At 39.7% G+C, this 14,872-nt stretch carries 9 protein-coding genes; 7 read left to right on the top strand and 2 right to left on the bottom strand.

What is annotated here, in order from left to right; translation table 11 throughout:
• Window positions 1-31 precede the first annotated feature (31 nt).
• The 4 genes from G7074_RS15400 (at window position 32) to G7074_RS15415 (ending at window position 9,184) form a co-directional block, all read left to right on the top strand.
• Window positions 32-2,641, top strand: a complete 2,610-nt coding sequence (locus tag G7074_RS15400) for a hypothetical protein (RefSeq protein WP_166209467.1) — start codon at window positions 32-34, stop codon at window positions 2,639-2,641.
• A gap of 179 nt (window positions 2,642-2,820) precedes the next feature.
• The gene (locus tag G7074_RS15405) at window positions 2,821-4,929 is read left to right on the top strand and encodes a right-handed parallel beta-helix repeat-containing protein (RefSeq protein ID WP_166209470.1); all 2,109 of its coding nucleotides are present in this window, start codon (window positions 2,821-2,823) and stop codon (window positions 4,927-4,929) included.
• 289 nt (window positions 4,930-5,218) lie between these two features.
• The gene (locus tag G7074_RS15410) at window positions 5,219-5,470 is read left to right on the top strand and encodes a hypothetical protein (protein ID WP_166209473.1); all 252 of its coding nucleotides are present in this window, start codon (window positions 5,219-5,221) and stop codon (window positions 5,468-5,470) included.
• Window positions 5,471-5,677: 207 nt separating this feature from the next.
• Window positions 5,678-9,184 (top strand): glycoside hydrolase family 38 C-terminal domain-containing protein, encoded by a 3,507-nt coding sequence (locus G7074_RS15415; protein WP_166209476.1) that lies wholly within the window; start codon window positions 5,678-5,680, stop codon window positions 9,182-9,184.
• A gap of 259 nt (window positions 9,185-9,443) precedes the next feature.
• Here the strand turns inward: G7074_RS15415 and G7074_RS15420 are convergent, their stop codons facing one another.
• Together G7074_RS15420 and G7074_RS15425 are read right to left on the bottom strand one after the other, a co-directional pair.
• A complete protein-coding gene (locus G7074_RS15420) occupies window positions 9,444-10,529 on the bottom strand; it encodes a hypothetical protein (protein WP_166209479.1) in 1,086 nt (361 codons plus the stop codon).
• Between the two features lie 179 nt (window positions 10,530-10,708).
• Window positions 10,709-11,596: an AraC family transcriptional regulator gene (locus G7074_RS15425; protein ID WP_124561820.1), complete on the bottom strand. Its 888-nt coding sequence runs from the start codon at window positions 11,594-11,596 to the stop codon at window positions 10,709-10,711.
• A gap of 167 nt (window positions 11,597-11,763) precedes the next feature.
• Between G7074_RS15425 and G7074_RS15430 the strand changes: the two genes are divergently transcribed.
• From G7074_RS15430 to G7074_RS15440, 3 genes are read left to right on the top strand one after another with little or no spacing between them, the layout of a single operon-like run.
• Window positions 11,764-13,152, top strand: coding sequence for a sugar porter family MFS transporter (locus G7074_RS15430; RefSeq protein ID WP_166209481.1), 1,389 nt, complete (start codon window positions 11,764-11,766; stop codon window positions 13,150-13,152).
• A gap of 10 nt (window positions 13,153-13,162) precedes the next feature.
• A complete protein-coding gene (locus tag G7074_RS15435) occupies window positions 13,163-14,038 on the top strand; it encodes a phytanoyl-CoA dioxygenase family protein (protein ID WP_166209484.1) in 876 nt (291 codons plus the stop codon).
• 3 nt (window positions 14,039-14,041) lie between these two features.
• Window positions 14,042-14,857: a sugar phosphate isomerase/epimerase gene (locus G7074_RS15440; protein ID WP_166209487.1), complete on the top strand. Its 816-nt coding sequence runs from the start codon at window positions 14,042-14,044 to the stop codon at window positions 14,855-14,857.
• Window positions 14,858-14,872 lie beyond the last annotated feature (15 nt).

The raw sequence follows: 14,872 nt of genomic DNA on the forward strand, positions 1-14,872 counted from the left end.
AATATATTTTACTCGCTTTGTTACTTGGGGGATGATTAAGGCATCCGCACAAAATGGGCCGGTGTCCCCAATACCAGTGCCTGAACGCCCATCTAATTTATTACCTGGTAAAAAAGCACCAACTGTAACCGATGTCTGGGTGGTATTTAAAACCCACTGTGATTTAGGTTATACCACCTCTGCCAGGGAGGTATTTAAGGAATACCGGGAAAACATGATGGACCATGCCCTTGGTTTAATTGAGGCAGATAGAAAAAAGCCTGTTGATGACCGGTTTAAATGGACGATTGCAGGATGGCCGATGAAAGGTGTTATCCTTGGACCATTACAAACTCCCGAGCGAAAACTGAAGGTGGAACAGGCACTTAGGGAAGGGACAATAAATGTACATGCCTTACCAGTTACCTTAGAATCGGACGCGATGGACCAGGAAGACTATGTTCGGGGATTGATCTTTTCTTCCCAGGTATCCAGAGCTTACGGTCATGAATTACCTATTGCAGCAAAAATGACTGATGTGCCTGCACACAGCTGGTTTTTACCTACTTTGCTTCAACAGGCGGGAATTAAGTTTATACAAATTGGTTGTAATGGCTCATATCGGTCGCCCTTACTACCACAACTATTTTGGTGGATTGGCCCTGATGGATCAAAGGTATTATGTAATTATACTACCAACTATGGTTCTTCGGCAAAACCACCAGTCAACTGGCCGTCAAAAAATTATCTCGCGGTTTTTATGACCTCTGACAACGAAGGACCGCCTTCTGCTAACGAAATTGAGGATGTTAAAAAGCAGGTAGCACAACTAAAAGGTGTAAAATTGCATTTTGCTACCTTGGATGAGTATGCGAAAGCAGTATTAGCTGAAAATCCTGCAATCCCAACAGTAAAGGGTGATATGGTTGATCCATGGATACACGGTGTGATGGCGATGCCACAGGCAACCAAAACAGCAAGGAATGTTCGGCCACTTGAAAGCGCGTTGGATGTTTTCAATACACAGCTGAATGGCTGGGGGGTAGCCGCGGGTTCCTTGTTAAAAGAACTTGGGGTTGCCTACGAAAACAGCATTCTGTTTGGTGAGCATACCTGGGGTGCAAAATCACCAGGTTGGGGTTTCTTTTCAATGGATGGTAAAACCAAGGGAATTGAACGCTACTTATACAATGATGCTTTTGTTAAAGCAAGGGAAGCTGGTTTCTATAAAAAATTCGAAGCCAGTTTTACAGATAAGGCGGCATACATCAATACTACCAATAGTATTGTCTCAACGCAGCTGAATCGGCGGCTTAACCTATTGGCTAATTCGGTAAAGGCTAGTTCAGATGAATACATTGTATATAACCCATTGTCCTGGATACGCAGTGGTTTGGTTGTGGTAAGCGGTAAAAAAGTATGGGTCGATAATGTTCCGGCCAACGGTTATCTAACTATCTCCTTGCCAAAAGAAGCCGCGCCAACCCAGCTTAGCAATCCTTTGATGTTAAACACCCGTTTTTATACTGTTCGCTTTGATGTTAAAAGAGGGGGAATCGCATCAATGATAGAGAAGGCCAGTGGTAAAGAAATGGTAGATCAAAGTTCCAAATATGCACTAGGGCAATATCTTCACGAACGATTCAGTTACGCGCAGACTATTGAATATTACAACCGTTGTTGTAATACCAATAATTCTTTCAATACAACAAAGCCTAACATGCCCAAGGATATAACTTATGCTGCGATCACTCCTGATGACTGGGAGATACAGGTAGAGCACTCTTCCGCTGCAGATGTGGTAACCCTTACCTCAAAAAATAGCAGCCCTCTGTCCAAATCAGTTGCTGTTGTGTTTACCTTTAATACCACTCAACCTTTTGTAGATGTAGAATGGAAGATTGATGGGAAGGTGGCTAACACAGTACCAGAAGGAGGATGGCTTTGTTTTCCATTTAATGTGAACAAACCTAAGTATATTCTGGGCCGTCTTGGTGGAGCAATGGATCTGGCTAAAGATCAGCTTGTGGGCGGAAATAGATATCTCTATGCTGTGCAAAACGGTGCATCTGTTGTTGCTCCGGATCACTCAGGTATGGGCCTTTGTGCAATCGACGCCCCACTGCTGAGCTTTGGTGAGCCTGGACTTTGGAAATATGACTATAGTTATTTCCCCAAACAACCTACCATGTTTGTAAATCTATACAATAACATGTGGAATGTCAATTTTCCTTACTGGACAGAAGGTTCGTGGACTGAAAGAGTAAGGATCTGGGGAATTCAGGCAGGTGTAAAAACTAATGAAAATCTTGCAATACAATCCTGGGAAGCAAGGCTGCCACTTATGACAGTGAAGGCGAGCGGCATGGGGACAAAACTCCCTTCACGGCAAAGCGGTATTGTTATTTCGCGCAAAGGTATACTCGTTACTGCTTTCGGTGAAGATCCTGATGGTAACAAAGGTACGTTGCTTCGGTTATGGGAGCAAGGCGGCAATAGCGGTATAGTTAGTATTACGCTGCCTATAGGAGGTAGACCATTTCGTAAAGCGACACCAGTGAACCTCCGTGGTGAGAGAAGTGGAAAACCCCTCGACATTATTCAAGGGAAATTCAGCTATGGTATTAAAGCATTTGGACCGGCAAGTTTTATTCTGGAGTAAACGCTTAAATATGAGCAACCAAAAAATGAGTGTTATAATGCGGGGGGAAATCAATTTGTGAAGCTCAATTTACACTTCAAATCTGATAATGAAGTAAGGGAAAAGGAATCCCTTCACATTTACTAAAAGCCTTAGCAGTAATGAAAAGACTTTAACAATTATACTCATAAAATTAAAATATGAATAAAAGATTACTATTACTCCTGTTTTTTTTTACTGCTGTTATTCAATTTGCATATGCAGAAGATATAGTAGTTTATGTAGCTCCCAAAGGTGTTGGAAACGGGACTAAAATATCGCCATGCTCACTCGAACAGGCAGTCGCAATGTTGCCGAGGTTGAAAAGGGAAAGCAAAACTGGAAGTATTACCATTCTTTTAAAGGATGGTACTTATGAATTAAACGGTCCTCTTCTCCTTAGCCCGGAGAATGGAGGGACCAATGATTTAAAAATAGTCTTTAAGGCCAGTGGCAATTCGAAACCCGTTATTAGCGGAGGCAGAACAATCACCCTTGCCGGTACTGAAGTTCTATCTGCAGATCTTTCTTTACTGCAGAAAGGGAAGGAGGGAATGCTTCAGGATATTTATGTTGATGGAAAAAGAGCCATACGTGCCAGAATGCCAAATAGTGGTTATTTGAATTTTAAAAAGACTGCTGAAAAAAAGAATTCAGATTTGCCATGGAGCCAAACAAACTCTGTTCAATACTTTGAAATCCCTTCAGAAACCTATGATGAATTAAAAAAGGTACCTGCAGAGAAATTAAAGAACATACGATTTAATGCCTATCACAAATGGATTGCGACAAGCCGCACGATTGATTCATTAAGTTCAGGCAGTCCAGGTTTTTATTCAACCGGTCAAGCCATGGCTCCCCATAACAAAATTGATAAGTCATCGCTTTTCTTTTTTGAGAATGCAGATTATGCATTGGATATGAAAAATGAATGGGTTATCGATGAAAATAATGTGGTGAAATATATTCCTGAAGATAGAAAAATAAAGGAAGTAAAAGCTGTCGTACCCGTAATTGAGAAATTATTGGTTATTCAAGGCGATAGTAAAAATTTGGTAACCAATGTTTCTTTTGAAGGTATCTCATTTTGTTTTGCCAATAAACCATTTATCGCCTCTAAATATGGTCAGGCAGCCACTGCAATTGATGCCGCTATTATGCTAAATGATGCGAAAAACATTCAGTTTGAAAATTGCCGGATCATGCATACTGGCCAATATGCTATTTGGTTTAAAAACAATGTCAAATATTGCGGTTTGCGGAAATGTTATATCAACGATTTAGGTGCGGGCGGTGTGCGTATCGGGCCTACTGAATTGCCTGGTGATACACTAAAAACTACTTCCAATATCCGTATAGAAAATTGTATTATTCAATCCGGAGGAAAAAACTACGCACATGGCGTAGGGGTGTTAGTTGCTCATGCTGCTAATAACATCATCATGCACAATGATATTGCAGACTTTGGGTATAGTGGTGTATCAGTTGGATGGGTTTGGGGCTACGGCTACAGCCCAAGTGTTAACAATAAAGTGTTATTCAATCAAATACACCACATCGGGTGGGGGATTTTAAGTGATATGGCAGGCATCTATACACTTGGTATTTCTCCGGGCACCGAAATAAACAACAATATCATTCATGATGTGTATTCTTACAGCTATGGTGGCTGGGGGCTGTATACTGATGAGGGTTCATCAGATATTCACATGGAAAATAATCTGGTTTATCGTACCAAAACGGGTGGCTTCCACCAGCATTATGGGAAAAACAATATAATCAATAATAATATCATTGCCTGGAGTAAGCAATTCTTAGCTCAAAATTCAAGAATTGAGAAACACCAAAGTTTTGAATTCAAGCATAATATTTTGCTATCAGGCGGAGAAACCTTTTTTCAAGGCACCTGGAAAAAAGGTAGTGTAAATATTGATAGCAATGCATATTGGAACATGCATGATAAAAAGAATTTTTTTATGATTTCAACGAGTGAATATGGAAGTAAACCTGACACTTTATCTTTTAAACAGTGGTCGGAGAGTAGTGGTAGAGACAAAAACAGCATATTCCTTAACCCGCACTTTAAGGATCCTGAGAAATATGATTTTAAGATCAGGAATAAATCTTTGCTAAGGCAAATAGGATTTATTCCATTTGATTATACAAGGGCAGGGGTTACTGGTGATAAGAAGTGGAAAAAATTAGCTGTTTTGCCGGCAAAAATTATTCAGGAATTTGATAGAACAGTTAGGGAAACCATGCTGCAATAAACAGAAAAGAGAATTTCAGGGAATTAGCATTTGTTATTGATGATACAAGCTAAATGAGATATAGTATAATCCATTTTTATGATAATTATCAATAATAGATAATAGATATGAACAATTTGATAGAAAAATATTACAAAGAAGAGAATGGATACCATCCTTTTTTTATTCGTGAACAATGGCAGGTAGCACAATTGAATTATTTGCTATCCTTATGTTTTACCTGTATTGAGCAGGTGGAACGGCATGCGCTTACGGATGAAATTTTGTATTAACAAAAGGTCAGGCCGTATTGATCGGTGCAACAATTGAGCAAGACCAGGTGAGTTTTGAATGTGTACAGATGGAGCAGGGCGTAACGTATAATATTCCGGTTAACTGCTGGCATACGATTGCGATGAGTGAAGATGCTCAGGTCATCATTGTCGGAAAAAACAATACTCATTTGGGTGACGTTTTTTATTATACACTTTCAAACGAGGATAAACAACAGTTAAAAAATACTATAATGGAATTGGTAATAGAATATGGAAGATGCAAATAAACAAAGCCATGAATTGGAATCTTAGGTGACCTTTGCAAGATTTAGTGCAATTTCAGTTGAATGGATAGTGCAGATTATCGCCCATTTCTGGCTCTGGGATTTGTTATAGCCGCAATGATGATTATATAACCATTCAAAGAAATCTTAGTTCCATCTTTTGTATACGCCATAAAAATTATTATTCATGTCATTTATAGATAATTAGAAATGAAAATATTAAAAATCATTGCCTCATTCAGTGTCTTAGTGTTTATTTGCTTTTATGCGTCCGCGCAAAAACAAGTAAATAGTATTATTCAGGAGATTCCTGCAAACGAAATTACCTTGTCAGCATCTACTAGTTTTAGTCCGGATCAAAGTGCTGGCCATTTAATAGACGGTTCTGGCGTTCGAAACAAAGTACATGACAATAATGGTAGCGCTACTACCATGTGGCATACTATTCAAAATCCTGCTGCAAGTATCCCTTCAAAAGGATTGCCTGCATTCAAGGCATGGCTTAGATTTGATTTTTCAACTCAAAAATCTTTTAATAGGGTTTTGATATGGAACCATAATCAGGAGAATCTGACTAACCGTGGATTTCGTTTAATTAAGATTTATGGAACAACTGATAGGGTTAGTTGGACTCAGTTAAATGCATTGGAGTTGCCAAATGCTAAAACGACGAGTGGAAAGGCAACTGAAATCGCCATTGGGGAGAAAAAAAAGCTCAAGGCAGTAATCATTGCTGCAGAATCCAATTGGGGAGGTGATGTTTATGGATTAAGTGAAGTTAGGTTTTTATCTGAGCTTAAGGTTGATAAATCAAATTTTCCTTTTCCCAACGATTTGGAATGTACTTCAACAAGTATTTATCGATTTTGTAGAGATGGGAAGCCGGGGAGAGAGGTCGTACTGAATTTTAAAGGCAATAATTTATTTCAGGCTTCCACTATTGAAGTTTCAGCAGAGGGGCGAACGGAAACTTTTGCTGTTCCATTCCAACAACAGGGACGGACATCAACAAAGGTTACCCTGCCATCCCAAGTAGGTGTTGATAAGGAAGTGTCCATACTGGTCACATTGAAATCAGGAAGTAAAATTCTAAAAAAATCATTTGCGCTGAAACCACAAAGGCAATGGACGGTATATATCTATCCGCATTCTCATGTAGATATAGGCTATACCAACACGCAGGCCAATGTTGAAATTATTCATAAACGTAACCTTCTTAATGGAATGAAGCTGGCCAAAGAAACAGCAAATTATCCTGTAGGATCCCGGTATATCTGGAATCCGGAGGTGATTTGGCCAGTGGAGCGTTATTTAAAGAATGCAACACCAACTGAAAAGGAAGAATTATTGGATGCGGTTCGAAAAGGGTATATCCATCTTGATGCCGGTTACATCAATGACAATACAAGCATTACTGCAGATGAGGAATTTCCAAGATATTTTGGTGATGCAAAGAAATTGGAAAAAGCTACAGGAATACCTGTAAACACAATTGTTCAGGTTGATGTTCCGGGTATGACCTGGGGAATCGTACCCATGGCCGCTCAGTTTGGGATAAAATATGTTTTTGCTCCGTTTAATGGGTCTGATCGCATTGGGTTGGCGGATAAACTCAATTTTAAACCCTTTTGGTGGATTGGGCAGGATGGAGTCTCAAAGGTCTTGTTTCTTCAGCCGGGGGATTATACTCCCGGTGCCAGAGCTAAGGGCTTTAAATATTGGCCTATAATGGCTGGCCAAAAGGATCCTGATAAATTACTGCAAATTGTTAAAACAGCCCATCCCCGTGAAAATTTTATTGATGGTTATTTATGGGGAAAACTAAAGGAATTGGAAAACAACAAAGAATATCCATATGATTTATTTCCAATGACATGGGCAATGGCAGATAATACACCTATTGATGCGGACTTGCCTGAGGCTGTAAAAAGCTGGAATGAAGAATATGCGTTTCCCCGCCTGGTTATTTCCAGTTCAACGGATATCATGTCAGCTTTTGAAAAAAAATATGGTGAGGTCATTCCTTCATATAAAGGGGATTTTACGGAGTACTGGACCGATGGCCTTGGGACGGCGGCCAAAGAGACATCAATGAACCGCAATTCGAAAGAGCGGTTAATTCAATCTGATATTCTTTGGTCAATGCTTTATCCAAATCAAAAGGCACCCCGAACTGAGTTTGATGAAGCATGGCGAAATGTCCTGATGGGGTCAGAGCATACCTGGTGTTACATGAATCCAGCTCAGGCTGATATGCAGGATGTTATATGGAAAGTAAAGCAGGGTTTCTTTAAAACAGCTGAACATAGTAGTCAGCAAATACTTTCTAATATGTTAAAACCTATTGCCAGTGAAACCTCTAATATTGTAGGGGTATTTAATACTTTGTCGTGGCCTCGTGGTGGGCTGATAACACTGACCCCTGAGCAGAGTAAAGGCTTTAATATTGTAAGGGATGAGTATAAAAAGATCATAACTTCTCAGCGGCTGAGCACAGGAGAACTGGTATTTTTGGTGTCTGAAATTCCCGCTTTTGGAACCAAAAACTATTATCTGAGCAATAGCTCTGGAAAGAAGCCTGATGTTAAGATAGCAAAAGGAAATACCCTGGATAACGGAATATTTAAGGTGAAAATAGATACGGTTTCGGGAGATGTCATTCATATAACAGATGCATCGGGTACTGAATTTGTAAATAAGAATGACCCGGCCAATATTAATAGCTTCAGGTATCTGCTGGGAAGTGGCGAACCTGCATCAGCAGGACCTCAGTATGCTGCAAATGCAAACACCGTTTTGAGTAATGATGCTGTGAAAATCGTAAAAGCAACTGGTCCAACGGAAGTGAGAGTCGTTATCAAAGAGAACGGACCTCTTGTCGCATCAATACTGGTCACATCAAAAGCCGATGGCTGTAACAAGCTAACCCGTGAAGTCCGTGTTGTTGCTGGCAAACCTGAAATTGAAATAGATAATTTGGTAGACAAAATAGCAACGATAAAAAAAGAAGGGATACATTTTGGATTTGCTTTTGACGTTCCAAATGGACGTACCAGAATGGATATTCCCTGGGGTGTTGTAGAGGTTGAAAAGAACCAACTTCCTGCAGCAAACCGCAATTGGATGAGTTTCCAGCGCTGGCTGGATATTTCCAATGAGAATAAGGGAGTTTCCTGGTGTGCGCTTGATGCACCTACTTTCGAAAGCGGTAATATGACAGCTAACATTATTGGAGGAGCTTTCCATTCACCACAATGGATTGAAAATCTACCACTAAATTCAACCATTTATTCCTGGGCACTTAACAACCATTGGCATACCAATTACCCCTTGTTCCAAGAGGGGAAACTGAATTTTCGTTATAGGATATTACCTCATAAATATGGGTATAACGCGGTAAAAACAAATCGTTTTGGATTGGAACAATCTCGTCCACTGCTTGCGGTGCTGCTAAAGGAAAAAATATCACTTAAACCTGTAGTTAAAATAGATAATGAAAATGTTTTTATATCAGTCATAAAAACCTCAGCAGATGGTAAATCCAAGGTTATCAGACTACGCTCTTTATCAGAGAAAGAAGAAACAGCAATTTTATCATTTCCAGGCATCAGGCCGAAATCCGTGCGGACCTGTGTTGCAGACGAAACTCCAGGCGAAGAAGTTGGAAGCACCATTCATTTGGCGCCATATGGCATAGTAACACTTGTGATTGAATAGATATTAAAAAGGGAGATATTATATCAGGGAAATGGTTGTAGCGTTAGATTTAGTTATGGGTATTGTTTAACTATATAGTCGTTTGCAAATTGCAGGAGGAATTTATTAGCAAAACATAGGAGATGCTTACTTCGGGGATAGGATTTTTGCTGTGAGGGGTTTCTGAAACTGAAATCGTCAGTTATTCATTAAAGTTAGGCTTAGTATAAGCATCGGTGTTATATATGAACACCGATGCAAATGTATTATAGATAAAGGTTTATTTTAAGTCAGCAGGCTTATAATAATTCTCCAGTGTTACAGGAAACATTTTTTCATTGAATAATTTTTGCATTACCCTGATTGTTACCGGACTGATTCCAGTATTTACATTATTTACTTTAATGGGGTAGGTCATGTTGGAGGAATGCCCGTAGCCTACGCAGTGGCCTACTTCATGAGATAAGACATCTCCTGCCCCCGCAACATTTATATAATCCCTTATTACATGGTTTGCATATCCCAAAGTGGATCCACCGCCTAATCCAGATACATTGGTCACTACTCCGCACTGGAAAAAGCTATGATTTAAAATATCGTTATAGGTTTTTAATTTTTGTGCATCTGTCAAAACAGTTGTTCCATCGTTGGCTACAATCCGCTCGTTTAGGAATTCAGTTTTAAAGTCTGCAGATATGAAAACTGTGCCCATGTTAATCATTAACCCGGTATATCTGCGGATATCTTTCGCAGTTATGTCTTCTGCCCAATTATTTGTTACATCATTATTAGGATCATAATCATGGTATTGTATATCCCATTTGAGCACAGCAAGTTTTTTAAGTTTGAGTATGATGGGATTGTCACCGGTGAAATCGAAGGATATTTTGGCTGGATCGATTCCAGTTCCTTTGTATTGGGAAAGGTCGGTTACTTTATTGTTGGTATCTAAGTATAAAACAGTTCCTTCCATAAATGGGTACTTTATTGTTTGTTTCCCATGAGCCCTTATTTTACTGATTTTAATAAGTTTAACGACCTGTTTGTTTGTGGCATCCGTACCGTTTGAAATAGTTGCCAATATGGTTGCGTTTTCAATATCAATGGGCGCGAAATTGGAAATTTCGATGTTTTTTTCGTCAACAGCCCTTACACGGAGCACATGGGCAATGTTATACCGTCTGGCATCCGAGGTCATGACATCAGGTGATTCGTTGTCCTGAAACATCAATGATGAATTCTGATCGCCATCCAAAGCGATGGTTTTTGTTGTTACCTCTGCTAGCTTTGGGAGCTCAGGGTCGTTGTTTTTTCTACAAGAGAGCGATAAAGCGCTACATAGAAACAAATAAAAGATTTTTTTCATAATAGATAATATTTTAATGGTCTAAAATATGCTTAATAATCTTAGTAGGGGGGAGACATATGTCCTGAAAAGGGGGATAAATGTTTTTTTTGTTGGGTCAGGATTTGAGGTTAAGACCAGCTCAAAAGTAGTAGACGATAAAGGCATACCGGCCATTTTGGTAGATGTAATGCGCTGGTTTAAATGGTTTCGACGATACCGATTTTGCCGCCTTTGCTAATGTTATCAAGCGTAAATGATTTTCGGTATTGGAGTGGACTGATATTTTTTATTTTCTGAAACTGTTTATGGAAATTGGCATGGGTGCTGTATCCGCTTTCATAGCAGATATCAAATATAGACTTGTTGGTTTCAATTAACTGGCTACAGGCATATTCAATGCGCACTTCGTTTAAAAAATCGTTATAGGTTTTTTTCGTGCTGCGTTTAAAGTTCTTGCAAAAAGCAGGAATACTCATACACGCTTTTTTTGCAACATCAGAAAGGGTAATCTGCTCCCGGAAGGAGTCGATAGTGAATTGGAAAACTTTGCCCATAATATCCATACCCTTCTGATCATATGCTTTGGCCTGCTGGGTAGAAACCGAGATATACTCCCGTTGGTTGGCGATTAAAAAGAGGCTTTCAAGTAAAAGAACGATGCGTTTAACGCCGTTCGCGTATTCCAGTTCTTTGATTATTGATGCAAGTTGGTTTTTTATCACAGCTTTTATTTTCAAGCCAAGCATTGATGCTTCAAACAAAGCTTTTATCACACGGTTTTCTGGTAGATGAATGAAACTGGTACCCCAGAAATCTTCCCGGAACTGAACGACTATTGCACTGGTTACCTGATCTCCGGTTTTCTGAAAGGTATGAGGTAGATTAGCTCCAATTAAGTAAATATCACCTGTTTCAAATTCGCCGATATGGTTTCCAACAAAGCTCATACCAGAACCTTCCGTAAAAAGAATGAGTTCATATTCGATATGCTGATGCCAGCCAACTTCAAAGTTTGGGGTGCGGAATGTCTTTGCTATAAATGAGCTGGATTCATCTGGTAATAGCCGCTGGGTAAATGGTTGCATCTGGATGTGGCATTAAAAGAATAATGGATTAAAGTTAACTAAGTTATTCAATAATTACCATTGGTGTGCAATATTTAGTTTATGATAGTTTATTTTTTTGATAATAAAGTAGTGCTGCTTCTTTTTGGAAACATCTAAATTTAAAGTAATTACAAATCTAACCATTTATGTTATCCAACCACTCAATTCTGAAGCGGGACGCTGCAGTAGAAATGCCGGAAAAAGTTGCCGTAAATAAGTCTTTTATCATCTTAATAAGTTTTGTCGCTGCATTTGGCGGATTATTATTTGGCTTTGATACGGCTATTATATCCGGTGCCATTCCTTACATTACTTCTTATTTCCAGCTCAATGAATACATGTTAGGCTGGGCCGTTAGTTCTATTCTTATAGGGTGTGCCCTGGGAGCGCTCATTGCCGGGGTGTTTGCAGATAAGTATGGACGTCGCATCACGCTGATGATCTGTGCCATACTGTTTGCCGTTTCCGGCCTTGGTGCAAGTTTATCTAATGAGTTGTATCTTTTTATACTTTTCCGTTTAGTTGGCGGGCTGGGCGTGGGGGCAGCCGCAATGGTATCGCCAATGTATATTGCTGAAATAGCTCCTGCGAAATTGAGGGGCCGCCTGGTTGCCTTTTACCAAATGGCGATCGTAATTGGGATTTTACTGGCCTATTTCTCTAATTATTTATTTGATGGCTGGGGTACTAACAACTGGAGGTGGATGTTTGCCTCTCAGGCAATGCCTTCCGCCTTGTTCCTGTTGCTGCTATTTGTGGTGCCAGAAACGCCAAGGTGGCTTATTATGAAAGGGAGGAAAAATGAAGCGGCTCAAATTCTGGCTAAAATTTCGCAAGAGATGCCTATAAACGCAGCAGTGCACGAAATTGAACAAAGTTTTCAAAACGATCATAAAATATCTCTGAGACTTTTATTTAGTAAAACCTATAAGCCTGTTTTATTTATTGGAATACTGGTGGCTGTATTTCAACAGGTCACAGGAATTAACTCAATTATTTATTATGCGCCTGTTATTTTTAAAGAAACTGCCAATGATAGCTCTTCGTCGTTAATGCAGACCATCATCATTGGCGTGGTAAACGTGATTGCCACGTTTGGTGCCATTGCACTGGTTGATAAACTTGGGAGAAAGAAATTATTGGTTTCAGGTTGTGTGATAATGGGAATTTCACTGATTGCTGTTGGTTTGTGTTTTCAATACAGGTATTTTGATAATTACATCGTCCTGGTTTTTATGTTGCTTTATGTAGCGGCTTTTGGTAGTACATTGGGGGCTGTTGTTTGGGTATATCTCGCCGAAATTTTTCCTAATCGGATAAGAAGCATAGCCTTGTCTATTGCAACATTGGCCCTGTGGTTAGCAGATTTTGTGGTAACGCTCACCTTTCCGGTTTTGACCAAGCAGCTGGGGATCGCTGGCACCATGTTTATTTACGCCGGTTTTTGTGCAGTGGCCTTTGTATACATGCTGTTTAAAGTAAAAGAAACAAAAGGGAAATCCTTAGAAGAAGTCGAATCATTATTTATACAATAAAATTGTCAAGATGAATAAAGAACATGCTTTTGTTGACCGAAAAGGCCTAACTCAAGAAAATATTTTGTTCTACCAAACCTATGGGTACCTGATAGCCCCGGAATTGTTAATTGCAGATGAAGTAGAAGAACTTAAAGATGAGACTGCTGCAATTTTCCGCGGCGATAGGGGGCAGGTAGAGGGCTTGTTACCGGCCGATAAAAGTAAGAGTAATGCAGAAGTGATGAAGCAATATGTGGCTATACATTTTCCCCACAAAATCTCCCCGCTCATCAAAGAATACCTGTTTCATGAAAAAATAGTAGAAGTGTTAACTAATGTAGTAAGCCCAAACCTAAAATGCATGCAGTCTATGTTGTTTGTAAAGGGGCCTGGTAAAGCTGGACAGTCATGGCACCAGGATGAGTTTTATATCCCAACCAGAGATCAATCGCTAATTGGTGTGTGGATTGCAATTGATGATGCCACAGTTGATAACGGCTGTCTATGGATAATTCCTGGGCGCCCCAAATACATGATGCCCCGTATAAAAAATGAGAATACGCAATACGCAGATGTAGATACGATTGATGTATCTATGTACAGTACTGATCAGATAATACCTATAGCAGTTAAAAAAGGCTCAGTGGTATTTTTTAACGGATATACCCTGCATAGCTCTAAAAGGAATAAGACAAAAGATTGTTTTCGCACCGCTCTGGTAAATCATTATATGAGCGCTGAATCGATGTTGCCCTGGGATCAGGATGGTAAGTTGCCTGCAACTGAAGATCTTAGGGATATTGTGATGATTTCAGGTGAGGATCCTTATGCATGGAAAGGAACCCTAGAGGCAAACCAACCTTATCTTCGTCCAGAAGTATTACAAATTAAAACCAGTTTATAGGGGATGTTAGCAGAATTTTATTGTCCCCGTTGGGGAAGTGAGCAACTGAGTTGGGAAGACTTTTGTGCAAGGGTAAAGCTTGAAGGATTTGATGGTATTGAAGTTGGCATAGCCAATAATGCCTGTCAAAAAGAAATGGATGAAATATGGAATTTAGCCCACAAGCACGAGCTGAAACTTATTGCTCAGTTTTATGACAGTGCTAATCCTGAATTTTCGAAACATTTTGATATTTATGGTGCATGGCTGGAAAAAATAAAATCATATCCTTGTGTGAAGATTGATTCGCAAACGGGAAGGGACATTTTTAGTTTTGAACAGAACCAGAAATTAATATTGGCGGCATCACAGTTTACCAGTCGTACAGGCATAGAGGTCATGCATGAAACGCATAGGCATAAGTGTTTATTTGCTGCGCACATAGCTAAAGATTATTTGCAGAAAATTCCAGAGATGAAAATTACCCTTGATGTCTCCCATTGGGTCTGCGTTGGCGAATCATTTCTGGAAGATCAAACAGAAGCCATACAGTTGGCCATTGCACATGCAGGGCATATTCATGCCCGGGTGGGTTATACTGAAGGCCCCCAGGTACCAGATCCCCGTGCAGAGGAATGGCAGCCTGCTGTAGCAGCCCATTTAGCCTGGTGGGACGGAATCGCAGAACGGAAAAAACAGCATGGCGAAACCCTTACCATTACTTCTGAATTTGGTCCGTATCCCTATATGGTTCATTTACCGGGTAGTAAAACGCCTATTACCAATCAATGGGAGGTGAATGTGTATATGATGCAATTGTTGAAAAAAAGATATCTATAAGTCCTCATGAATAAA

This window comes from Pedobacter sp. HDW13, from assembly GCF_011303555.1.
Classification (GTDB): domain Bacteria; phylum Bacteroidota; class Bacteroidia; order Sphingobacteriales; family Sphingobacteriaceae; genus Pedobacter.